We start from the raw sequence: 20,888 nt of genomic DNA on the forward strand, positions 1-20,888 counted from the left end.
CGTATCTAGCAATCCCATGATTCGGCTTGAAACCGTTTCTGGGGTTGAAATAGGTCTCCGTACTGTCCACCGACTGGGCAACGCGCCGCGAACGGGAGGCTAATAGGAGCTGGCGTGGCTCATCTGTGCAGAGCCGTGGCTCTGCGATGGCGGCCAGCCCTGTTCCACAGGCTCCCGCTTCGCTGACGCGTGCCTAATAAACTATGAAACGAACAATCACAATCGCACTGGCGGTAGCGATGATCGCGAGCATCGCTCTCGCTGGAACGGCAGCAGCTGGTGGCGCAGATCACGGTGACCATGGCGGTGCCGGAGATATCTCGCTTCAGGATGCAGACACACGCGTTGTCCAGGACAGTCAAGGACGACAGGTCAACATAAATGACCAAGACGCAGCGGTCTACCAGAACGGCACTGCGTCCGTCGAAGGTGGTGACGGTGGTGCCGTCACTGTCTCCGTCAGCGAGAATGCGACGGGAGACGTTTTCGCACCTGGCAGTGGATCTCGCAACGCCGAGACTCAGGGTCAGAGTGTGCCCGGCATGCCCTTCGATGGTCAGGCCACAGAGAACGGTACGACGATTACCGTTGATAGCAGCGGCGGCTCGGTTGACAACGCCTCGGCCACCGTGAACAACGACGCTCAAGTGATCCAGCGTGCCGACCAGAGTAACAACAAGGAGCAGGTCGCTAACGCTGCAGCAGCTAACCTCCGCAACCTGGCCATCTTCGGCTAAGTTCGTACAATTAAATCTTTTTTGGCGTAGACGTAGAGCCTAGCTGCAAAGCTCCGCGTAATGGCTGATCCGGCTGCACTCGGTAGTTTCATGAATTTTTATGTTCTGGCTTACAAGGTCGGCTCACTGTGGACAAAAGGACGGTTATATTTCTGTGGGTCGCAGACCGCAGGGAGCATACCCTCGCTCAGACGGTTATGGCTGCGACTCGGCAGACATAGTACACGCCTGCTCCCGCTCACCCAGCGTCAGTCTCCCAGCAGTAGCCGCTGAGCCGCTGGAGGATGTGCTTGAACGCTCCCGATTATGTCGGTACTAGGCTGATCGACAAACGAAATGATCCAAGAGCACTCAGTGGAACTCTAGCAGATTTCCATGGCCGCGTCCACGACATACGATCTAGTGATCGACAATGGAGACAAGGAAGGCCTTGCTGGGGTAACCTCTCCGAGGCTGTTCTTGGCTACTATAAGCCGATGTCTCTCTGGTGATTTACGTGTAGAGAAGATCCGATAGAAAGTTTCCTAGTATATCTGAATTTTTACTCTTGTCCTCTATTCTTGCCGAGAGTGGTATGCGTACATTTTAAACACAGGTAGCGCTACCACGGCTCCGCATCACCGTGATATCTATCGTCTCATGAGGAGTTCAGCTGTTGCGCTGATCAAAGGCAAGGAGGACACGGCCATGTTTCGACCGGACACCGCCACGACCGATGTGGAGAGTGCAACCACGAACGAGGCAGGCTTTGGTTCAGTCATCTCTCTTGTACACGGTCCCTCCTGTGTACAGCGGAGGAGAGGGTACTATCAGGACGGCAAGCTAATCTGAACACCATACCTTCCACCGAGTTTCTTACCCCCGCGGTGGTGGGCATGGAACTGCCTGTCGTGACAGGAAACAGCCTGGGTTCTCCTGATGAAACCCCTTACACGATTAGCGTACTTGAGCGCTACAAGCTGGAATCCTTGTAGAGGGTGGCTGTAGAGTTATCGTCTCGCGTATCCCTGCCCTGTGGGATGCGGTTTTCACTTAAAGCTACGGAACTTTTCTATTGAACCTGAAATCGGGAGAAACGATGATTTCTGTTTAATAACCTCTCTGTAAGTCTGTAACTCACCCGCCATCAGGACGGGTGGTTTACGAACAATGCGAAAGGACGCTAAACAAGAGGACGAGAAGAGAATTGATATCAATCGTCGCGACGTGATGAAGGCGGCTGGTGGGGCTGTCGTCGCAGGAGGAACACTTGGGGCAGTAAGTGGAACAGCAGTAGCGCAAACTTCGTGTTTGACCGACTGTCAAACTATAAATATCGAAACGTTCAACAGCGCAAATTACAGAACGTACAATCTTGATTGTGGTGGGTCGTTCACGGTCAACGACGCCGGAAAAGGATGCATCTCGATATCGACGGGCAGCAACACGTGCATGAAGAGGGTACGGCTAAAGGGTGGGCAGGAAGAGGTAACGTTTACTTGCCCGGAGGTAAATACCCAGAGTGAGTTTTGCCTGCCTGTACGCGAACAGGGCGGCCGCCCCGACATCAGCAACGCGACGTTCGAGGCCTGTTGTCTGAGTTCGACATTCGTAAACAGCTTCGACCTGTCTTGCTCGGGCGTCTCGTTCTCGGCGTGTGCGTGTCCGGGGTCGACCGCCAGTCTGACCGTGGCGGACGCAACTGGAACGCTTGTGAACCAGACCTACACGGCGGACTGTGAAGGGGTCGTCAGCGGGAGTGAATCGTTCGACGCAACCGGAGCGACGACCGCGACACTCACGCTCCGCGGAGAGGCGTTTACCGAAGGGCCGATAAATTGTGGTGACGGCGGTGACGGCGGTGGCGATGGTAAACCTGGTGAGATCGGCGAGAACGTCGAAGTGAACGTCGATGCAAGCGGTGGCTCGGCTGCGGAGTCCACTGCCTCTGCGGAGAACGACGTAACAGTCAACCAGGCGGCTAATCAGAGAAATGACGGGCGTCAAGCCACTACTACTGAAGCGAAGGCTACTGAGACGACCTCGACCGCTGGCTCGCGGACGCTCAAAGACTACCTCAACGGCCTCCTCTTCGACTGACACCTACAGGAGACGCACATCTACTGGATAGCGTCACCCCCCGCAGTCTCTTCCCCTTCTCAAATTAAACGCGGTAGTAGTAATACAGCTTAGTTACTTCCTCATCCGCGATAAATAGCCGTTTCAGCCTGCCGGATCACCTCGCGAACTGTCAGACCGCTCTCTCGAGCCACCTCCTTCGCGTCGTCGTACTCCGCACTCACGTCGTACATCTCTCCTGCCGAATCACTCGCGATTTTCACGGTCACGTCGTACTCGTTGCCGTCGAGCTCGAGCGTCACCGTCTCGAACTCCCGATTCGCGATCCATCGGTGGGTCGCCCCTGCATCACGCACACCCAATGTCCCGGTCTCCTCGGCCAGCGCTCGAGCAACCCGCTTTCGGTCTTCGGGTTTGCAGATGACCTTCACGAGGTGGCCGGGGCGAGACTTCTTCATGGTCGCAGGCATGATCGACACGTCTCGCGCGCCCGCGTCTGCGAGCGTCTCCTGGAGGCCGCCCAGCACTTCGGGCGTCGCGTCGTCGAGGTTGGTCTCGAGAACCGCGATATCGTCTTTGACGAGCCCGCCGCGGTCCTCGCCCGTGCCGACCAGCACTCGAAGCACGTTCGGGTGTGGATCGAGGTCATAGCCACCCGCGCCGTAGCCGGATTCCTCGAGCGAGAGCGTCGGCAGCGTTTCGATACCGTCGGCAATGTGGCCCAGAATCGCTGCACCGGTCGGCGTCAGCAGTTCGGCGTCGACCGGGCCACCGCGGAGCGACCAGTCGGAACGCTCGGCGATTTCGACGACCGCCGGCGCGGGAATGGGATACTCGCCGTGGCTCATCGACACCGTGCCGTCGCCGGTCGAAATCGGCGTGGTAACGATTCGATCGGGCTCGAGATCGTGGACCAGCGCCGCGGCCCCGACGACATCCGCGATCGCGTCGTCGGCGCCGACCTCGTGGAAGTGAATCGACTCGAGATCCTCGCCATGGACGCCCGCCTCGGCTTCGCCGAGGAGTTCGAAGATCGCGAGCGCGTCGCGTTCGATCGCCGGCTCGAGGTCCATCTCGGTGACGATCTCGCAGACCTCGCGATAGCTGCGGTGGGGGCCGTGTCCTTCGGCGTGGACGCCGTCGTGGCTGTGGTCGTGGTCGTGGCTGTGATCGTGACTGTGGCCGTGGTCGTGCTCATGGCTATCGTCGTCGCCGTGATCGTGACTCGAGTCACCATGAGCGTGGTCGTGGTCCGCTTCCTCGTGGTCGTGGTCCGCTTCCTCGTGGTCGTGGTCCGCTTCCTCGTGGTCGTGGTCCGCTTCCTCGTGGTCGTGGTCCGCTTCCTCGTGGTCGTGGCCGTCGTGTAGGTCGTCGTCCGCCAGGAGCACGTCGACCGACGTCGCGGCGATGCCGCTTTTGTCGACGGTGTCGATCTCATATTCGACCTCGAGGGCGTCAGTCACGGACTCCAAGACAGCAGGATCGGCACCGGCGTCGAGGAGGGCGGCGAGGATCATATCACCGCTCGCACCCATCCGGCCATCGAAAGCGAGAACGCGCATGTTCATACTCCGGATGGGAAGCGAGAAAAAGCCATCTCTCCGGCCGGTCGGCACGCTGTCGGTAGGGCCAAAACCCACCGAGGCCGGTACATCTTTGTAGCGTCCGGTCCCAAGTATCTATGGTACAGACTAGCACATAGATGTGGGGTAACACAAAACCTATCCGATCACGTGTCGGAGACATTAACATCGCCGTCCATCCCTAAACCATGAACGAAGTCCAACTCGAGGTCGCGAAGGCGTACCCGAACGATTCGGGTCGTGGTATCGCCCGACTCGACCCGGACACGCTGTTACATTTGAAGCTCAGTCCGGGCGACATCATCGAAATCGAAGGTGCAGACACCACCGCCGCAAAGGTCTGGCGTGCAGACCGGCAGGACTGGAACACCGATACCGTCCGTATCGACGGGTTCACCCGCCAGAACGCAGACGTCGGTATCGGCGAGCGCGTGACGATCCGCAAAGCCGAGGCAACGAAAGCCGACAAGCTGACCTTGGCCCCACCGGAGGAGGCGTCGGTCCAGTTCGGCTCCGACGCCGCCGGCATGGTCAAACGCCAGATCCTCAAGCGACCGGTCGTCGGTCGCGACATCGTCCCCGTCATGAGCTCGACGAACCACCCGTTCATGCGCTCGCCGGGGCAGGCGATCCCGCTGATCGCCGTCGAAACCGAACCCGAGGGCGTCGTCCTCATCACCGAGGACACCGACGTCGAACTCCGCGAGGAACCCATTTCGGGCTTCGAGAAGACCGGCGGCGGGATCACCTACGAGGACATCGGTGGCCTGCAAAACGAGATCCAGCGGGTCCGGGAGATGGTCGAACTCCCGATGAAACACCCGCAGATCTTCAAGAAGCTCGGCATCGAGCCGCCACAGGGTGTCCTTCTGCATGGCCCGCCGGGGACCGGGAAGACCCTGCTCGCGAAAGCCGTCGCCAACGAGACCTCCGCCAGTTTCTTCTCTATCGCCGGGCCGGAGATCATCTCGAAATACTACGGCGAGTCCGAACAGCAGTTACGCGAAATCTTCGAGGACGCGACCGAGGAGTCGCCCTCGATCATCTTCATCGACGAACTCGACTCCATCGCGCCCAAGCGCGAAGATGTCACCGGTGAGGTCGAACGCCGCGTCGTCGCCCAGCTGCTGACGATGATGGACGGCCTCGAGTCACGCGGCCAGGTGATCGTCATCGCGGCGACCAACCGCGTCGACAGCGTCGACCCTGCCCTGCGCCGGCCGGGTCGCTTCGACCGCGAGATCGAGATCGGCGTCCCCGACGAGACGGGCCGTGAGGAGATCCTCCAGATCCACACCCGCGGCATGCCGCTGTCGGATGACGTCAGCCTCGGGCATCTGGCCGACGAGACCCACGGCTTCGTCGGAGCCGACATCGAGAGCCTGACCAAGGAAGCCGCGATGAAAGCACTGCGGCGCTACTTACCGGAGATCGATCTCGACGAGGAGGACATCCCGCCGAGCCTGATCGACCGGATGATCGTCAAACGCGAGGACTTCCGCGGCGCGTTGAACGAGGTCGAACCCTCGGCGATGCGGGAAGTGCTGGTCGAACTCCCGAAGATCTCCTGGGACGACGTGGGTGGCCTCCACGACGCCAAAGATCAGGTCAAAGAGTCCGTCGAGTGGCCGCTCTCGACGCCCGAGCGGTTCGACCGGCTGGGCGTCGATCCGCCGGCCGGCGTCTTGCTCTACGGCCCGCCGGGGACTGGCAAGACGCTAATGGCCAAGGCAGTCGCCAACGAGACCAACGCGAACTTCATCTCGGTGCGTGGCCCGCAACTGCTCAGCAAGTGGGTCGGCGAATCGGAGAAGGCCATCCGCCAGACCTTCCGCAAGGCCCGACAGGTCTCGCCGACGGTCATCTTCTTCGACGAGCTGGACGCGCTCGCTCCAGGTCGGGGCGGTGAGACCGGCTCGAACGTCTCCGAGCGCGTCGTCAACCAGCTGCTGACCGAACTCGACGGACTCGAGGAGATGGGCAACGTCATGGTTATCGGCGCGACCAACCGGCCGGACATGATCGACCCCGCACTGCTGCGCTCGGGGCGGTTCGATCGGCTGGTCATGATCGGTCAACCCGACGTCGACGGCCGTGAGCGCATCCTCGAAATCCACACCGAGGACACGCCGCTGGCCGCCGACGTCACGCTGCGCGAGATCGCCGAGATCACGGACGGCTACGTCGGCAGCGACCTCGAGTCGATCGCCCGCGAAGCGGCCATCGAGGCCCTGCGTGAGGACGAGGAGGCCGACATCGTCGAGATGCGCCACTTCCGGCAGGCCATGGAGAACGTCCGGCCGACGATCACCGACGAGATTCTCGAGTACTACGAGCAGATCGAAGAAGAGTTCCGCGGCGGCACGACCGGCGGCCCCGACCCAACTGGTCGTCGCGGCAGCCGAATCGGCTTCCAGTAACCGCCGTTCTTTCGGCCTGCAATTTCTGTTTTCGCGCCCGACTGCGATGACGGCGTTGGCGTTGCGTTCCTACTGGCGCTCGGTCGACTCCCGAGCAGCATCGAAGTGACGGCGCTCGATGCGGACCGTCGATGCCTTCTCGTTTGCTGTCGCTGGATCGTGCTCGCTTGCGACCTCGCGGATCGCGCGCATCGAAGCGTCTCTGACCAGTGCCTCGAGGTCGGCGCCGGTATAGCCCTCGAGATCGCCTGCGAGGGCCGCGATATCGACGTCGTCGGCGAGGGGTTTGCCACGAGTGTGGACGGTAAGGATCTGCTCGCGCGCTTCCAGGTCGGGTTCGCCGACGAAGACATGTGTGTCGAGCCGTCCGGGCCGGAGCAGCGCCGGATCGATCTGGTCTTTACGATTAGTCGCGGCCAGCACGACGAGATTCGGGTTTTCACGCATGCCGTCGAGTTCGGTCAGCAATTGTGAGACGACGCGCTCGGTGACTTCGTGGCCCTCGCCGCGAGCAGCCGTGATCGCGTCGATCTCGTCGAAGAAGACGATCGACGGGGCCGCTTGGCGGGCGCGCTCGAACACCTTGCGGATCGCCTTCTCGCTCTCGCCGACGTAGCGGTCGATGATCTCGGGGCCGTCGACACGGACGAAGTTGACGTCGGTTTCACCTGCTAACGCGCGCGCGAGCAGCGTCTTCCCAGTGCCCGGTGGGCCATGCAGTAAGACGCCAGAGGGCGGGTCGGTGTTTGTCTCCTCGAAGAGGCGGTCGTAGGTCAGCGGCCACTCGACGGATTCTCGAAGGGTCCGCTTTGCGTCCTCGAGCCCGCCGACGTCCGAAAAGTCCGTCGTCGGCGATTCGGCGACGTACTCGCGCATTGCCGAGGGTTCGACAGAGGCCAGCGCCGCGTCGAAGTGGGCTTTCTGGACTGTCGGGTTCCGATTCCACTCGCGGCGCTCGTCGTCGGCTGCCGGTCGATCGCGGATGGCGGCCATCGCGGCCTCGCTCGCGACGGCGTCGAGATCGGCGCCGACGAAGCCGTGGGTCCGGCGTGCGATCGCGTCGATGTCGACCTCCTTGGCGAGTGGCATCCCGCGGGTGTGAACCTCGAGGATTTCTCGACGGCCCGTCTCGTCGGGGACGCCGATCCCGATCTCGCGGTCGAAGCGCCCGCCACGCCGGAGCGCGGGGTCGATGGCGTCGACGCGGTTGGTCGCGCCGATAACGATGACTTCGCCGCGAGCGTCGAGCCCGTCCATCAGCGTCAGCAACTGGCCGACGATGCGGTTTTCGGCGTCGCTCTCGTCGTCGCGCGTGCCGGCGATCGAGTCGATCTCGTCGAAAAAGATGATCGTCGGTGCCTCCTCGCGGGCACGCTCGAAGGTTCGCCGGAGCTGTTCTTCCGACTCGCCTTTGTACTTCGACATGATCTCCGGGCCCGAGATCGTCTCGAAGCGGGCGTCGACCTCGTTGGCCACCGCGCGGGCGATCAACGTCTTGCCCGTGCCCGGCGGGCCGTGCAGCAAGACGCCCGAGGGCGGCTCGACGCCGAGTCGTCTGAACAGTTCGGGCTCCGACAGCGGGAGCTCGATCACCTCGCGGACTAACTCGAGTTCCTCGTCTAAGCCGCCGATGTCCTCGTAGGTAACGCCGGAACTCGTAGGCTGCTCATCGGTGCCGGCGTCGGGTGCAGTCGCTGTCTCCGATCCCGTCGCGTCGCTCGCGTCGGGGCGACGGCTGGCAGTCCCCGATTCACGCTCCCCCGAGTCAGTAGTGGGCGCGCTCGAGTCGGTACCGACGATCCGGACCGTCGTCTCCCGCGTGATCCGCACGTCGCCGTCCGGATCGGTGTCAGTTACCTTGAACGGCTGTTGATCGATACCCTCGATTCGGACCTGCTCGCCGGCACGAACCGGTCGGTTGCGGAGTTTTTCCGCTGCACCGGTTTCAGCGGCTCGCTGCTGATTCTCGGCGAGTCCCGGCGGCGCGATCAGCGTGACGCGGTCGGCGTCGGTGATCGTCGATTTGTCCTTCGCTCGGACGGTGACGGTGTCACCGACGTGAACGCCGGCGTTGGCTCTGGTATCCCCATCTATCTGGACGGCGTCGTCCGGAACGGACGGGTCTGCGGGCCACATCTTGGCAACCGTCGTTGACTCGCCGTCGATGACGACGGCGTCGCCGCTCAGGATACCGAGCTGTCGCCGCACCGGTTCGGGAATCCGTGCGACACCTCGGCCTGCGTCCCCCTTCTCGGCGGCGCGTACCGACAGCGTCACGCCGTCTCCCTCCGACGAACTCATAGTCGTTCCTTTCGGGCCAGCCACCTTGAGAATTGTCCCCGCGGGCGTCGTGAGACGCCACCAGACACGGGATTCTCGAGGCCCATTCGGTCAAGACAACTGAAAAAACGCCTTTTGTTGTTCGTCTCCCATGAGAACGTATGGTCGTCCAGACAGAACGCGACGACACGACCTGGTACGAGTGTGAGACCTGCGGGCTCCTTTTCGACGAGCAGTCGGATGCAACGGACCACGAACGGATGTGTGACGACAGCGACCCATCCTACATTCAGTAGGACAGCCGCTAGATCCGAAATCGGTTACTCGAGGCGGTCGCGATGCTCGGCCGCGAGCTCGCGTGCCTGCTCCATCGTGTGGGTATCCGTCCACCGGACGCGTTCGCCATCGCCGTAGGCGAGCGCAGACTTGAGTTCGTCCCGGAGGACGCCGTGGTCGATCGCTAGCACCGTTCCCGACGCGTCGCCCAGTTCGTAGACGCCGGGCCGATCCGGGGAAGCGGCGACCGTCTCGCGGGTAAGGTCACGCCAGGGTTTCTGTAAGGGCATCAGTCGGTGTTCTCGACGAGTTCGTAGGCGTGTTCGCTCATCTCGTCTTCGGCAAAGACGAAGACGCGCCCGTCGACGGCCGAGAGGTCGGCATCGACGCGGACCGAGTAGGCCTCCGTCGCGACGCGTACGCCCGGGAACAGTTCCTCCTCGTCGTCGCGGTCGAGCATCACGCGGCCGACGCCGGTCGACTCGAGGATGTCGTCGTGGGTGTTCCGATCGTTGACGTAGGTCATGACACCCTCGACGCCGTCGGGGTCAGTGACGAGGACGTGTACCTCCTTGCCCGGCGGGGTCGTCAGCGGGCCCTCGACTGGTTTGGGCGGTCCGTGGTAGAACACCTCGCGGCCATCGAGATACTGGACGACGATACCGCCGTCGACGAGATCGACGCCGATCGTGCTGGGGGCGACGTCGTTTCGCGCGCTCATGACCACACGTTCGATTGGATCGGGCAAAAGGCGTGCGTTCTGAGGGCCATCGAGCGTGTCGAGAACCGACGCCCTCCGTGTCGACGTATCACGAGGATCGTCAGCCGTAAGTATTCGGTCTGAGAGTGTCCGGGTATGGATGGCCGTGCTGTCGCCCCCGCTGCCGGGACGGTACTCAACGCGCTCGCGACCGGGACCGGCTCGGCGTTCGCGATCGACCTCGAGACGACGGCGACCGTCGATCTCACTGATGACGGCGAAATCGTCGGCGAGATCGCCGGTCAGCCCGACGCCGACACGGGGCTTATCGAGTGCTGTGCCGAACTGACGATCGCGGAGTACGCCGACGCGGCGGGACTCGACGAATCGGATGTGGGCGCGCGCGTCCGCACCGAAAGCGAGGTGCCGATGGCAGCCGGCCTCAAAAGTTCCAGCGCCGCAGCCAACGCGACGGTTCTCGCGACCCTCGACGCCCTCGAAGTCGCAGACGCGGTCGACCGGATCGAGGCCTGTCGGCTCGGAGTTCGAGCGGCCCGCGACGCCGGCGTGACCGCGACGGGCGCGTTCGACGACGCCAGCGCGAGCATGCTCGGCGGCGTGACCGTCACCGACAACACAAGCGACGCGCTGCTCGCCCGCGAGGAAGTCGACTGGCACGCGCTGGTCTATACGCCACCGGAACAGGCCTACAGCGCCGACGCCGACGTCTCGGCCTGTAAGCGCATTGCTCCCATGGCCGAACTCGTCGAAGAACTCGCACTCGACGGTCGCTACGGCGAGGCCATGACCGTCAACGGGTTTGCCTTCTCGGCTGCCCTCGAGTTCTCCACGGGTCCGATGATCGACGCCATGCCCGACGTTGACGGCGTCTCGCTGTCCGGCACCGGCCCCAGCTACGTCGCCGTCGGCGATCGGGACTCGCTCGAGGCCGTGCGAGAGCGATGGGACGACCGCGACGGAACGACACGATTACTGCAGACGCGAACCGACGGAACACGAACACGATGACTCGAGAGCCAACAGACACGGCGACGGACGGTGGAATCGACGAGGAAACACTGACACCTGAGGAGATGAGCCTCGACGAACTGCGCGAGGAGATCCGGACGATCGACCAGGAGATCGTCGAACTGATCGCCCAGCGAACCTACGTCGCGGACACGATCGCCGCGGTCAAGGACGAACAGGGGTTGCCGACGACCGACGAAACGCAGGAACAGCAGGTCATGGAACGCGCAGGAGACAACGCCGAACAGTTCGACGTCGACGCGAATCTCGTCAAGGCGATTTTCCGGTTGCTGATCGAGTTGAACAAGGTCGAGCAGCGAGAATCACGCTAAGCCTTACTCTATCAGATTTGAATCGTAGTAAGACACACCGCTGACAAGCCTTTGAACCCCATCCTGAGGCTTATAATTAGTAATTAAAAGGGTACTGTTAATAGTAATACCATATAAATCTGGAAAGGCTCAAACTCCGGGGGGCAGCCTATTTCCTCTGTAGAATGGGGACACCGACCGCCGAAATCCCTCAGTCGTCAGCCGCAGCCGCTTTGGCTTCCTCGGCGCTCGAGCCGGCACGCTCCAGCTCCTCGAGATACTCGTCGGCATCCAATGCGGCTTTCGAGCCCATGCCAGCGGCAGTGACGGCCTGCTGGTAGTGGAAGTCGACGACGTCGCCGGCACCGAAGAGGCCGGCGACGTCGGTTTCGGTCTGACCGCCGCCGTCGCCGCCGGTGGTCTCGAGGTAGCCCTCGTCGTCCAGTTGGACGCCGGTGTTCTCGAGGTAGTCGGTGTTGGGGGTGTGACCGATCGCGTAGAAGACCGCGCCGACGTCGAAGTCGAACTCCTCGGTTTCGGGGTCCTCGAGGCGGTCGGTGGGGTGGCCGGCGTCGTTTTCGACGAGGGTAACGTGGTCGACGCCGTCTTCTTGGGTGCCGTGGATCTCGATCAGTTCGGTGTTTTTCAAGAGCTCGATCTCGCCTTCTTCGACCTTTTCGTGGACGCGGTCGACCCAGTAGTCCTCCGCGCGGAACTCCTCGCGGCGGTGGGCGATGTAGACGGTGTCGGCGAACTTCGTGAGGAAGGTCGCTTCCTCCATGGCGGCGTCGCCACCGCCGACGACGAGCATGTCCTCATCGCGGAAGAACGCGCCGTCACAGGTCGCACACGTCGAGAGACCGTAGCCCATGAGTTCGTCTTCGCCGGGAACCCCGAGCGTCCGAGCGCTCGCACCGGAGGCGGCGATGACTGCATCAGCGGTGTAGACGTCGCCGGTTCTGAGTTCGACGCGGAAGGGTCGGCTCGAGTCGTCAACTGATTCGATGATCCCGTTTTTGAGGTCGGCACCGAACTGCGTGGCCTGCTCTTTCATCCGGTTGACGAGCTCGGGGCCGCCGATGCCCTCGGGGAAGCCGGGGTAGTTGGCGACGTCGGTGGTCAGCGTCAGCTGGCCGCCGGGTTCGTCGCCCTCGATGACCAGCGGCTCGTTGTTCGCACGCCCGGCGTAGATCGCCGCGGTCAGGCCAGCGATGCCGGTCCCAGCGATGATCAGTGGGCGGTGTTCGACGATTTCGTCGTTGGAAATCCCGAGCAATTCGTCGAGTTCGCCGGTCTCGTCAAGTTCGTGTGTGTCGTCCCAGCCACCGACGTGTTCGTCGTCGATGAATACTTGGGGTGCGGTCTTACGGTCGTTTGCGCGCTCGACCATCTCGTCGAAGCGCTCCTCGTCGTCGGAGACGTCGTACGCCTCGTAGTCGACGCCCTTGCTCTCGAAGAGATCCTTGGCTCGCTCGCAGTGTGTACAGCTGCCTTTAGTATAGATCTCGACGCGTGGCTGATCGGTCATATTGCAGGTGTTGGGCCAGAGAGCCTAAACCGCTTGTGCTCGCAGCAACGACACCCCCTTGCTGTGACGGTACTACCGTGCTGTCAGCTAGCGTCGTTCTGTCGCCGGTGGGAAAACCGTGGCCGATTTGACATCCTCCCCGCGCTGAAGCGCGAGGATTCCTTCGTGGGACAGCACGCCGTTCGTGTGCCCCCGAAGGCACCCTGACCGAGACCATCGGGGTCTCGGCTGTGGTTTGTGAGTAGTGCGTCGGGCCACCGAAGTGGCGTGGTGTGCTTGGGTATCCGCTTGCACCTCACAGGCCGTGCCATCGACCCGACTCACCCATGGTGGTTGAGTAGAACATCCGACGCAGGGTTGCTTTTTGTTGACGGAGACCCCAATCCAACTCCAATTTTCGCCTGATGTGCTTACACTACGATATACTGTCGGCCTACTTAATCGTTCGTGGTTTGTGGCCCTGTTGTCGGATTCATCTCCGCGCTAAAGCACGGGGCTTTCTCCTTGATTTCCCGTAATGGCGTTTCTCGAGGACCTCAGAGGCCATGAACGGTCGTACAACTCGAACGTCGTCCGAGGTGACGTCGCATACTCGCGTCGACACGACGCACTTACGGGCCCAAACGACGACCACCGACTATGGCTGCCGATCTCGAGGAGAAGACGGACCGGTATGGCGAGTTACTTACAGAGGCGCTCGACGCGGCGACGATCGCACCGCCGGAGGGGACGCCGATGGCGGACGCGGCTGCTGACTGTTACGAGATGGCGGCCTCGTATCTCGAGGACGGAAATCACTTCCGAGAACAGGACGATCTCGTCAATGCGCTAGCGTCGTTTTCCTACGGCCACGCGTGGCTCGATGCCGGTGCTCGCGTCGGGCTGTTCGATGTCCCACGGGAGGGACACCTCTTCACGGTCGAATAAGACGTTAGCGGCGCACGTACGTCGCGGACTCTCGTCGACAGCTTGCAGGTGAGAGCAAGGGCCGAGCCGGTTTTGTTGGGTATCTGGTGGAGAACAGACATGACTGTCGGCCCTGGTATCTCTGATGATTAATCACTATGTAACCGGAACATATATACCAACAAATCCGTTTAGTTTATAAAGTAGGCGAAAGCTTTATATGCTTTACGGCATTACTCTGTGTTAGCTGAGGCGACCGGGTTTCTTCTGGTTACCCCACCCGGGAGCCCCGAGTAACCCACCCGATACACAATGACTGATACGAACATTCGAACCTATACGAGCGAGCAAGAGACCGAGGACGAAGAAACCACGTCGGTATCCGACGAGCAGGAACGCTGTCCAGAGTGTGGCGGCCGACTCGTCTCGGACGACGAACACGCCGAGACGGTCTGTACCGAGTGTGGACTCGTCGTCGAGGAAGACGAGATCGACCGTGGCCCCGAATGGCGTGCGTTCGACGCCGCCGAGAAAGACGAGAAGTCCCGCGTCGGCGCGCCCACGACGAACATGATGCACGACCAGGGGCTCTCGACCAACATCGGCTGGCAGGACAAAGACGCCTACGGTCGGGCGCTCTCGAGCCGCCAGCGCCAGAAGATGCAACGGCTTCGCACCTGGAACGAGCGCTTCCGCACGCGTGACTCCAAGGAGCGCAACCTCAAACAGGCCCTCGGCGAGATCGACCGGATGGCATCCGCACTCGGCCTCCCCGAGAACGTCCGCGAGACGGCGAGTGTCATCTACCGACGCGCACTCGAGGAGGACCTGCTTCCAGGCCGATCGATCGAAGGCGTCGCGACCTCGTCGCTGTACGCCGCGGCCCGCCAGGCCGGCACGCCGCGCAGCCTCGATGAGATCTCGGCTGTCTCCCGCGTCGAGAAGATGGAGCTCACCCGCACCTACCGCTACATCATCCGGGAACTCGGTCTCGAGGTCAAACCCGCCGACCCCGAACACTACGTCCCGCGGTTCGTCAGCGATCTCGATCTCTCCGACGAAACCGAGCGGATGGCCCGCGAACTGCTCGAGTCGGCCCGCCAGGAGGGTGTCCACAGCGGTAAATCGCCGGTCGGCCTCGCGGCCGCGTCGGTCTACGCTGCCGCCTTGCTGACCAACGAGAAGGTCACCCAGAACGAGGTGAGCGAGGTCGCAAGCATCTCCGAAGTTACGATCCGCAACCGGTACAAGGAGCTGCTCGAGGCCTCTGATACGGCTGCACCTGCGTAAACCCGTTTGACGGTCGCTCGCAGGCTGCTCCGCGGGTGGTGTTTTCGACCGAGTGGAACTGCGGCAATGTTTTTGATCTCTCGTGTGAAAGAGTGTGACATGGATAAAACGACCGTCCAACTGTTGTGTCCCGAATGTGCGAAGGATTGGCAGGTTCCCCCAGACAAGCTCCCTGCGCCCGCCGACATGTTTCACTGTCCGAACTGTCATGCCTCACACCGCACTGCCGAGTTTATGCGGACGGATCGCGATCTCCAGACGCTGAAACAGCTCGGCTAGGCTCGTCGACACCGCGATTGGTAGTCCGTCGATCGGTAACAACTGAGGCGGTCTGCTGTCGATGTCTCGGGAGGACCACGACCGCGCTGTTGGTGAACCGGAACCCACTGACAGGAACTCGTCTGAGTACCGACCATCGGGCTGGCCCTGTAACCCGATTGCACGTCGGCCCTGTGGTCGGTGTCGAACGCGATTCAGTTGTCAACAGTATTTTGATCACGGGGCCAATGACGGTATCGGTTCACTGCGTGTCCGACACGAGTACGAACCGTGTTACGTCCACCGGAGCGTCTCGGAAATCGTAACGAAAGCCGCTATTACACCGGTAAATTACATAATAACGTGGTATCGTCCCCCGGATCCGTTCGCGTAATAACAGCATTCGAATCATCTCTATGAGTTACACACCAATCTCCGAACACAAGTAGTGTGCTAACGCGACTCAAGATAATAATATAACCCTGCAGTGGGTAGGAGTGGATGGTTATGAAGAAGCAGGAGCTCATTCACCTTCACGGCCTTCTCGCGGAGGTATCAAACCAGTGTGCAGAGTGGGAGGACTGCCAAATTGACCTCGAGGAATACGAATCACGAGGCATTCGGCCGACATCCATTCACAAATCGAAGACCGATCACAAAGCTGCTGTTTTTGCGCTCGCCGGGGGAATCACGAAGAATATGCGGGAAGGGGAGCAGGAAGCAGTCGCCGCAACTGCAGACTGAGAATATCGTCGTATCCTCCGATCGTTGCCAGACCGGTGACTGGCGAGACTCGTCGTCCGATCTTCTATCGTAGCCACTGAGATGGTCTGCTGCACCGAGACTGACTGACAGAAGTCCGCATGAACGTCTGTGCACACCTACTCGCACAGCCCTTGTGCGTGTGCGACCTGTGTTAAACCGTTTCAGTTGTTACTAGCGGTGTATTCTGCTATGTCGTGGGTCGCCGGTAGCTGCTCAGAACTGAGCACGCCAAGAAACAGCGACGTGATGCCGATCGGGAGAACCACAACCGCTATTCGACGAGGTCCTCGAACTCGGGAAGGATCTCGTCGTCGTCTGCTGTCTCCTCGGTGTCGTCGGTTGACTCCGTGTCCGTCGACTCGTCAGTCGCCTCCGTGTCAGTCGTCTCCTCCTCTTCGATGACGTCGACCGCCGTCACCTCGAGTGGGATGTTTTCGAGTCGTTGGCCGATCTCCTTTCGTGCGATCCGTGAGGCGTGTTCCTCACGTTCGACGTTGAAGACGGTCATCTCGAGTTCGAGTGCGACGAGCGCTTCGTCGGCGGCGATAAACGCAGGTGGGAGCTCCTCTCCGGATGGTGAGGTGCGCTCGCCCATGTTGATCTCGACGTAGTTTAGATCAGGGTTCAACATCTCTCCCGTCTTCGAGATAGCGATCCGGATCGCCTCGTCCTCCGTTTCAACGTCGAAGACCGGCACGGCAGCTTCAACGACGACCCTGCAATTCATACCGTGACATTGGATGGCCTACAGTAAGAAGGTTCGCCTCAGACCACTTCACCGATCGTATAGCCGGCCTCTCCTAATCGACGGTGGTCGTTCGATTGACACATCGATGGTGGTTCGAAAGGCAAAAGCTCACACCGCCGAAGGCTCGGACGAATGGAAACGGGGACGATTCTGATCGACGAACTGGCGGGTGGGTTCGATCTATACCGAACGCTCGAGAGCGGCCAGTCGTACCTCTGGCGGCGCTCGGACGGCGAGATGTACGGCGGCACGCCGGCACCTGACGCATGGTATACGACGGTCGTCGGCTCGAACGACACGGGAGACGGCGACGTGATCCGTGTGCGGGCCCGCGACGACCGCCTCGAGTGGGAGTCGACGACCGACGCCGAGCCAACCGTCCGACAGTTGTTACGTCTCGACGACGACCTCGAGGAAATCGTCGCAGCTGGGCCGGACGATCCGCTGCTCCGCGAGGCCTACGAGGCCCACCGTGGGATGCGACTCGTCGCTGATCCGGCCTTCGGCTGTCTCATCTCGTTTATTTGCTCGGCCCAGATGCGCGTCGGACGGATTCACACGATGGTCACGACGCTGGCCCGCGAGTATGGCAGTACGGTCGTTTTTGACGGCGAGACCTATCACGCGTTCCCGACACCCGAACAGCTCGCGACTGCGACCGAGGCCGAACTCCGTGACCTCGGACTGGGCTATCGCGCCCCCTACGTCGTCCGGACGGCAGAAATGGTTGCACACGGAGAGGCTCATCCGGAAGCTGCGCGGGACCTTGAGTACGAGGACGCACGCGAGTACCTGACGCGGTTCGTCGGCGTCGGTGACAAGGTGGCTGACTGCGTCCTGTTGTTTTCGCTTGGCTTCGACGAGGCGGTCCCGCTCGACACCTGGATCAAATCGGCGGTCGAGGAGTACTATCCCGAGTGCGATCGCGGTTCGTACGCCGATACCTCACGGGCGCTTCGCGACCGGCTCGGTGGTGAATACGCCGGCTACACCCAGACGTACGTCTTCCATCATCTCCGAACCGGGGACTGATACGGACGCCTGTCAGGCAATGTCGGCGGGCCCGCGACCGCCATCGGGTGCGCCGAAACCCAGTGACAGCAGCCCGGTATAACCGGCCATCGCCGATCGGCTCGTCCGGAACCGTTTTGCAAATTGACTGTCTATTGTCAGTATGGCCACCGCGTCGGTCGTTACCCTCCTCGCGACCGCGGGATTCGTCGGTATCCTGGGTGTCCTGATCAAGTACGCCGGGATGGTGCAGTTGATCGCGGGCTACGATCCGGATCGCGTCACCGACGAAGAAGGGCTCGCCGCGTTCGTCGGAACGAACGTCCTGTACGTCGCAGCGCTTCTCTTGCTCGTCGCGGTCGTCGAGGCAACGGCCCCCGACAGAGCCGATCCGGTCTGGATCGCGTTCGTCGCCGGTGTTGGACTGCTCACTATCCGCATGATCCGTGGTGCTCGCCGCTACGAAAAAGACGAATAACGCCAGGATGAGGAATCGAGGGCTGTCGGTCCGTGTCAGGACTGTTCGCGCCGCCCTCGTCCTGTGTGATCGTCGCTGTCAGTAGCGGATCTCGAAGTCGTCCTCGCCCTGTGGCTCCTCGTACTCGGCTTCGACGGCGTCGACCTCGGCTGCGGGGCTGCCCTCGTGACACCACTCGATCATCGACTCGACCCTCCTTTTGGAGCCTTCGAAAACTGCCTCGACGCGCCCGTCATCGAGATTTTTCACCCAGCCGTCGACGCCCTTCTCGCGGGCGGTATCGCGAGTATTCGCGCGATAGTAGACTCCCTGGACGGTTCCGGAGACGAACACGTGTGCGCGGGTCCGTTCTGCCATGCGCGAGTCGTCGGCTTCGATCAGCAAAAGTCTGGGTCCATTCGAGCGCGGTCGGGACGCCGTGGCGATCAGAACTCGGTGCCGCGTCGCGCTCGCTGTCCGTCGTCGATGGGATGTTTCACCTTCCGCACGTTCGTGATCAGGTCCGCGCGCTCCGCGAGATACGAGGGCTCGGTGTGGCTGCCCGACAGCACCAGTTCGAGACTGTCCGGCTTCGCGTCGATGAGTCCGTGAACGTCGTCCTCGGAGAGGAGCCCGCGATCCGCAGCGTAGAGCACCTCATCGAGGATCAGCATGTGCATCCCCGCCTCCGGCTCCGCGTCGAGGGCGATCGGCTCCTCGAGGGCGGCCTCGTCGGCTGCCTCGAGCAATTCGTGCGCGCGCTCGAGGCCGGCTTGGGCTTCGGCCTCGTGGTCGGCCTCGTCGCTGCCGTCGGCCATCCCGTGCCAGCCGTAGTGGCCGAGGTTTTCGTAGCTAATCCCGGGAAGGGCGGCGATCGCGTTGTACTCGCCACGGACCGCGTCGACGCTCGAGGCACCGCCTTTCATGAACTGGAGCATGTGGACGCGGTAGCCGTGGCCGGCGGCGCGCACGCCCATGCCGAGCGTCGCGGTCGTCTTCCCCTTGCCGTCACCCCACCACACTTGGACGAGGCCGAATTCCTCTGGTGCGGCTGGTTCGATCCGCTCGGCTTCTGGTGTCCGTCCCTGTCCTGGCGTGTGCTCGATCGGTGCGTCAGCGTCGGCTGTCCGGTCGTCGCTCATACCCGGTCGATCGAACCGGGCAGCTATGTAGTTGGCCACTCGGGATCTGCTGGAGCGATGACACGGCGAACCAAACGCGTCTTTAGCGCTGGCTGCAAATGACCCGTCAGCAATGACTCTCGAGGCTTCTGCCCCCGACGAAACAGCCTGTCTCGAGCGTGTCGTTACCGCACTGGACGATACCGGCTGCCGAGAGATCATCGCGGTTCTCGAGACACCGAAAACCGTCCCTGAGATCGCAGCGGCGGCAGAGCTCCCGCTGTCGACGACCTACCGGAAACTCGATCGGCTGACCGACGCCGGCCTCGCCAGCGAAACCGTCGGCGTTCGGCAGGGTCGTCATCACAAGTCGCGATACGTAGTCGATTTCGATCGAATCACGATCGGTCTCGACGACGAGGGGACGTTTCGCATCGACGTCGACCGCTCGAGCGATCAATTGCTGGGCAGCTGGCCGAACGCCGGCCGGACGTTGTGAACGCGTCGGCCACCGAGCAAGCTCTCACTTGCTCGAGGCGCTGCTGATGGCCTCGATCAGGTGTTTTCGTCGTCGGGCGACTGCGCCTCGAGCGAGTCGAGAGCGATGAAGGCGGCCTCGAGATCGGGTTCCGTGACGATCTGGGCGCCGAAGAGGATCACGTACGGGGCGTCCGACGGAATTTGGTCTTCGGAAACCTCCGACTGGGGGCCACCTGGGAACACGGGGCCGAGGCCGCCATCCTGTGTCGCGTTTCCGTTCGATGTCTCGTTTCCGTCCGCTGTCGTGTTGCCGTCCGGCATGTCGAACTCCGATTCGTCCGCTGGCGTCCCTGCCATCGCCAGGAACAGCGTGTCGCTGTCGCCACACTGGTACAGGAGCTGGCCCAGGAACACGTACTCGTCGGTCACGAACAACCGTTGGCCGCCGTCAGCACACTGCTCACCGACCTCGAGTTCCTCGAGATACTGGTCGAGGGCGTCTCCGAGGTCGGACCCCAACTCCGTCGTCGTGTATACCTCGATACCGGGCACGTCCCAGCTGGAGATGAACGCGTCGAGATCCGGCGCGGCCCAGATCGAGGGGCCGATGCTGGCCGGCGTGGTGTCGACGTCGCTCCAGGCGGCTGGAATCGTGACCTCGATGGTTCCGGTGTCGTCGGTGACCGTCTGCTGGTCATCGTACTCCTGATCGTCGGCGTGCTCTCTGTCCTGTTCGCGCTCTCGGTCAGATTGCCCGTGTTCGCCGTGTGAGCCGCCGGCAGGCCACTCGTGATCGCGCTGTGCGACCGCTGTCTGGACTGCCGCGAGTGTCCCCAGTCCCGTCAGCGCGGTGCTCCCCGCAACGAGGACTGATCGTCGATCGATCGTCGACTGTGACGAGTCGGTGTCATCGCTCATGCACCACATCGC

General features: G+C 61.9%; 22 protein-coding genes. 13 read left to right on the forward strand and 9 right to left on the reverse strand.

The annotated features are described in order from the left end of the window. The first annotated feature begins 203 nt into the window (after positions 1 to 203). Together ACERI1_RS08755 and ACERI1_RS08760 are read left to right on the forward strand one after the other, a co-directional pair. Positions 204 to 737 carry a hypothetical protein gene (locus tag ACERI1_RS08755; RefSeq protein ID WP_373617729.1) on the forward strand — a complete coding sequence of 178 codons (534 nt, stop codon included), beginning with the start codon at positions 204 to 206 and terminating at the stop codon, positions 735 to 737. Positions 738 to 1,886: 1,149 nt separating this feature from the next. Beyond that, on the forward strand, positions 1,887 to 2,816 hold the full coding sequence (locus tag ACERI1_RS08760) for a twin-arginine translocation signal domain-containing protein (protein WP_373617730.1): 930 nt from the start codon (positions 1,887 to 1,889) through the stop codon (positions 2,814 to 2,816). A 101-nt stretch (positions 2,817 to 2,917) separates the two neighbouring features. Here the strand turns inward: ACERI1_RS08760 and larC are convergent, their stop codons facing one another. After that, positions 2,918 to 4,357 (reverse strand): nickel pincer cofactor biosynthesis protein LarC, encoded by a 1,440-nt coding sequence (gene larC / locus ACERI1_RS08765; RefSeq protein ID WP_373617731.1) that lies wholly within the window; start codon positions 4,355 to 4,357, stop codon positions 2,918 to 2,920. A 209-nt stretch (positions 4,358 to 4,566) separates the two neighbouring features. On the opposite strand from larC, the gene ACERI1_RS08770 reads away from it, so the two are divergent. Continuing rightward, a complete protein-coding gene (locus tag ACERI1_RS08770) occupies positions 4,567 to 6,798 on the forward strand; it encodes a CDC48 family AAA ATPase (protein ID WP_373617732.1) in 2,232 nt (743 codons plus the stop codon). 69 nt (positions 6,799 to 6,867) lie between these two features. On the opposite strand, the gene ACERI1_RS08775 is transcribed toward ACERI1_RS08770, so the two are convergent. Then, entirely contained in the window at positions 6,868 to 9,099 is a 2,232-nt protein-coding gene (locus ACERI1_RS08775; protein ID WP_373617734.1) for an AAA family ATPase, read from the reverse strand. Between the two features lie 140 nt (positions 9,100 to 9,239). On the opposite strand from ACERI1_RS08775, the gene ACERI1_RS08780 reads away from it, so the two are divergent. Then, positions 9,240 to 9,374, forward strand: coding sequence for a hypothetical protein (locus ACERI1_RS08780; RefSeq protein ID WP_008013960.1), 135 nt, complete (start codon positions 9,240 to 9,242; stop codon positions 9,372 to 9,374). A 24-nt stretch (positions 9,375 to 9,398) separates the two neighbouring features. On the opposite strand, the gene ACERI1_RS08785 is transcribed toward ACERI1_RS08780, so the two are convergent. Together ACERI1_RS08785 and ACERI1_RS08790 are read right to left on the reverse strand one after the other, a co-directional pair. Continuing rightward, the gene (locus ACERI1_RS08785; RefSeq protein ID WP_373617735.1) at positions 9,399 to 9,644 is read right to left on the reverse strand and encodes a hypothetical protein; all 246 of its coding nucleotides are present in this window, start codon (positions 9,642 to 9,644) and stop codon (positions 9,399 to 9,401) included. Then, positions 9,644 to 10,075, reverse strand: a complete 432-nt coding sequence (locus tag ACERI1_RS08790; protein WP_373617736.1) for a DUF5796 family protein — start codon at positions 10,073 to 10,075, stop codon at positions 9,644 to 9,646. The genes ACERI1_RS08785 and ACERI1_RS08790 overlap by 1 nt, the downstream gene beginning before the upstream one ends. Positions 10,076 to 10,210: 135 nt before the next feature. Here ACERI1_RS08790 and ACERI1_RS08795 point away from each other — a divergent pair, with 135 nt between their 5' ends. Beyond that, positions 10,211 to 11,083, forward strand: a complete 873-nt coding sequence (locus tag ACERI1_RS08795; protein WP_373617737.1) for a shikimate kinase — start codon at positions 10,211 to 10,213, stop codon at positions 11,081 to 11,083. Beyond that, positions 11,080 to 11,415 (forward strand): chorismate mutase, encoded by a 336-nt coding sequence (locus ACERI1_RS08800; protein ID WP_373617738.1) that lies wholly within the window; start codon positions 11,080 to 11,082, stop codon positions 11,413 to 11,415. The genes ACERI1_RS08795 and ACERI1_RS08800 overlap by 4 nt, the downstream gene beginning before the upstream one ends. A gap of 190 nt (positions 11,416 to 11,605) precedes the next feature. On the opposite strand, the gene grxC is transcribed toward ACERI1_RS08800, so the two are convergent. Next, entirely contained in the window at positions 11,606 to 12,922 is a 1,317-nt protein-coding gene (grxC, locus tag ACERI1_RS08805; protein WP_373617740.1) for a glutaredoxin 3, read from the reverse strand. A gap of 639 nt (positions 12,923 to 13,561) precedes the next feature. Between grxC and ACERI1_RS08810 the strand changes: the two genes are divergently transcribed. The 4 genes from ACERI1_RS08810 to ACERI1_RS08825 all read left to right on the forward strand — a co-directional run bounded on the left by ACERI1_RS08810 (position 13,562) and on the right by ACERI1_RS08825 (position 16,120). Next, a complete protein-coding gene (locus tag ACERI1_RS08810) occupies positions 13,562 to 13,849 on the forward strand; it encodes a DUF357 domain-containing protein (RefSeq protein WP_373617741.1) in 288 nt (95 codons plus the stop codon). Between the two features lie 291 nt (positions 13,850 to 14,140). Next, positions 14,141 to 15,118: a transcription initiation factor IIB family protein gene (locus ACERI1_RS08815; protein WP_373617742.1), complete on the forward strand. Its 978-nt coding sequence runs from the start codon at positions 14,141 to 14,143 to the stop codon at positions 15,116 to 15,118. 99 nt (positions 15,119 to 15,217) lie between these two features. Beyond that, complete coding sequence (locus tag ACERI1_RS08820; protein WP_373617743.1) at positions 15,218 to 15,397, forward strand: hypothetical protein; 180 nt, start codon at positions 15,218 to 15,220, stop codon at positions 15,395 to 15,397. A 486-nt stretch (positions 15,398 to 15,883) separates the two neighbouring features. After that, positions 15,884 to 16,120, forward strand: a complete 237-nt coding sequence (locus tag ACERI1_RS08825; RefSeq protein WP_373617745.1) for a UPF0058 family protein — start codon at positions 15,884 to 15,886, stop codon at positions 16,118 to 16,120. Between the two features lie 292 nt (positions 16,121 to 16,412). Here ACERI1_RS08825 and ACERI1_RS08830 read toward each other — a convergent pair whose 3' ends face one another. After that, entirely contained in the window at positions 16,413 to 16,868 is a 456-nt protein-coding gene (locus ACERI1_RS08830) for a DUF555 domain-containing protein (RefSeq protein WP_373617746.1), read from the reverse strand. 153 nt (positions 16,869 to 17,021) lie between these two features. On the opposite strand from ACERI1_RS08830, the gene ACERI1_RS08835 reads away from it, so the two are divergent. After that, positions 17,022 to 17,921 carry a DNA-3-methyladenine glycosylase gene (locus ACERI1_RS08835; protein WP_373617747.1) on the forward strand — a complete coding sequence of 300 codons (900 nt, stop codon included), beginning with the start codon at positions 17,022 to 17,024 and terminating at the stop codon, positions 17,919 to 17,921. A gap of 142 nt (positions 17,922 to 18,063) precedes the next feature. Then, on the forward strand, positions 18,064 to 18,378 hold the full coding sequence (locus ACERI1_RS08840; RefSeq protein WP_373617748.1) for a DUF3784 domain-containing protein: 315 nt from the start codon (positions 18,064 to 18,066) through the stop codon (positions 18,376 to 18,378). Positions 18,379 to 18,456: 78 nt separating this feature from the next. On the opposite strand, the gene ACERI1_RS08845 is transcribed toward ACERI1_RS08840, so the two are convergent. Continuing rightward, complete coding sequence (locus ACERI1_RS08845) at positions 18,457 to 18,735, reverse strand: acylphosphatase (RefSeq protein WP_373617749.1); 279 nt, start codon at positions 18,733 to 18,735, stop codon at positions 18,457 to 18,459. A gap of 68 nt (positions 18,736 to 18,803) precedes the next feature. Continuing rightward, positions 18,804 to 19,499 carry a cob(I)yrinic acid a,c-diamide adenosyltransferase gene (locus ACERI1_RS08850; protein ID WP_373617750.1) on the reverse strand — a complete coding sequence of 232 codons (696 nt, stop codon included), beginning with the start codon at positions 19,497 to 19,499 and terminating at the stop codon, positions 18,804 to 18,806. Between the two features lie 112 nt (positions 19,500 to 19,611). Here ACERI1_RS08850 and ACERI1_RS08855 point away from each other — a divergent pair, with 112 nt between their 5' ends. Then, positions 19,612 to 19,977 carry a helix-turn-helix domain-containing protein gene (locus ACERI1_RS08855; protein WP_373617751.1) on the forward strand — a complete coding sequence of 122 codons (366 nt, stop codon included), beginning with the start codon at positions 19,612 to 19,614 and terminating at the stop codon, positions 19,975 to 19,977. Positions 19,978 to 20,033: 56 nt separating this feature from the next. On the opposite strand, the gene ACERI1_RS08860 is transcribed toward ACERI1_RS08855, so the two are convergent. Beyond that, entirely contained in the window at positions 20,034 to 20,876 is an 843-nt protein-coding gene (locus ACERI1_RS08860) for a hypothetical protein (protein WP_373617752.1), read from the reverse strand. Positions 20,877 to 20,888: the final 12 nt, after the last annotated feature.

This window comes from Natrinema sp. HArc-T2 (assembly GCF_041821085.1).
Classification (GTDB): domain Archaea; phylum Halobacteriota; class Halobacteria; order Halobacteriales; family Natrialbaceae; genus Natrinema.

Excerpts from the sequence above, each read along its gene's own strand:
- ACERI1_RS08825 (WP_373617745.1), top strand. The coding sequence starts at position 15,884 with ATGAAGAAGCAGGAGCTCATTCACCTTCACGGCCTTCTCGCGGAGGTA.
- ACERI1_RS08835 (WP_373617747.1), top strand. The coding sequence starts at position 17,022 with ATGGAAACGGGGACGATTCTGATCGACGAACTGGCGGGTGGGTTCGAT.
- ACERI1_RS08830 (WP_373617746.1), bottom strand. The coding sequence starts at position 16,868 with ATGAATTGCAGGGTCGTCGTTGAAGCTGCCGTGCCGGTCTTCGACGTT.
- ACERI1_RS08855 (WP_373617751.1), top strand. The coding sequence starts at position 19,612 with ATGACTCTCGAGGCTTCTGCCCCCGACGAAACAGCCTGTCTCGAGCGT.
- ACERI1_RS08785 (WP_373617735.1), bottom strand. The coding sequence starts at position 9,644 with ATGCCCTTACAGAAACCCTGGCGTGACCTTACCCGCGAGACGGTCGCC.
- grxC (WP_373617740.1), bottom strand. The coding sequence starts at position 12,922 with ATGACCGATCAGCCACGCGTCGAGATCTATACTAAAGGCAGCTGTACA.
- ACERI1_RS08820 (WP_373617743.1), top strand. The coding sequence starts at position 15,218 with ATGGATAAAACGACCGTCCAACTGTTGTGTCCCGAATGTGCGAAGGAT.
- ACERI1_RS08755 (WP_373617729.1), top strand. The coding sequence starts at position 204 with ATGAAACGAACAATCACAATCGCACTGGCGGTAGCGATGATCGCGAGC.
- ACERI1_RS08790 (WP_373617736.1), bottom strand. The coding sequence starts at position 10,075 with ATGAGCGCGCGAAACGACGTCGCCCCCAGCACGATCGGCGTCGATCTC.
- ACERI1_RS08845 (WP_373617749.1), bottom strand. The coding sequence starts at position 18,735 with ATGGCAGAACGGACCCGCGCACACGTGTTCGTCTCCGGAACCGTCCAG.
- ACERI1_RS08775 (WP_373617734.1), bottom strand. The coding sequence starts at position 9,099 with ATGAGTTCGTCGGAGGGAGACGGCGTGACGCTGTCGGTACGCGCCGCC.
- ACERI1_RS08815 (WP_373617742.1), top strand. The coding sequence starts at position 14,141 with ATGACTGATACGAACATTCGAACCTATACGAGCGAGCAAGAGACCGAG.
- ACERI1_RS08770 (WP_373617732.1), top strand. The coding sequence starts at position 4,567 with ATGAACGAAGTCCAACTCGAGGTCGCGAAGGCGTACCCGAACGATTCG.
- ACERI1_RS08860 (WP_373617752.1), bottom strand. The coding sequence starts at position 20,876 with ATGAGCGATGACACCGACTCGTCACAGTCGACGATCGATCGACGATCA.
- ACERI1_RS08780 (WP_008013960.1), top strand. The coding sequence starts at position 9,240 with ATGGTCGTCCAGACAGAACGCGACGACACGACCTGGTACGAGTGTGAG.
- ACERI1_RS08760 (WP_373617730.1), top strand. The coding sequence starts at position 1,887 with ATGCGAAAGGACGCTAAACAAGAGGACGAGAAGAGAATTGATATCAAT.
- ACERI1_RS08840 (WP_373617748.1), top strand. The coding sequence starts at position 18,064 with ATGGCCACCGCGTCGGTCGTTACCCTCCTCGCGACCGCGGGATTCGTC.
- ACERI1_RS08800 (WP_373617738.1), top strand. The coding sequence starts at position 11,080 with ATGACTCGAGAGCCAACAGACACGGCGACGGACGGTGGAATCGACGAG.
- ACERI1_RS08850 (WP_373617750.1), bottom strand. The coding sequence starts at position 19,499 with ATGAGCGACGACCGGACAGCCGACGCTGACGCACCGATCGAGCACACG.
- ACERI1_RS08795 (WP_373617737.1), top strand. The coding sequence starts at position 10,211 with ATGGATGGCCGTGCTGTCGCCCCCGCTGCCGGGACGGTACTCAACGCG.
- larC (WP_373617731.1), bottom strand. The coding sequence starts at position 4,357 with ATGCGCGTTCTCGCTTTCGATGGCCGGATGGGTGCGAGCGGTGATATG.
- ACERI1_RS08810 (WP_373617741.1), top strand. The coding sequence starts at position 13,562 with ATGGCTGCCGATCTCGAGGAGAAGACGGACCGGTATGGCGAGTTACTT.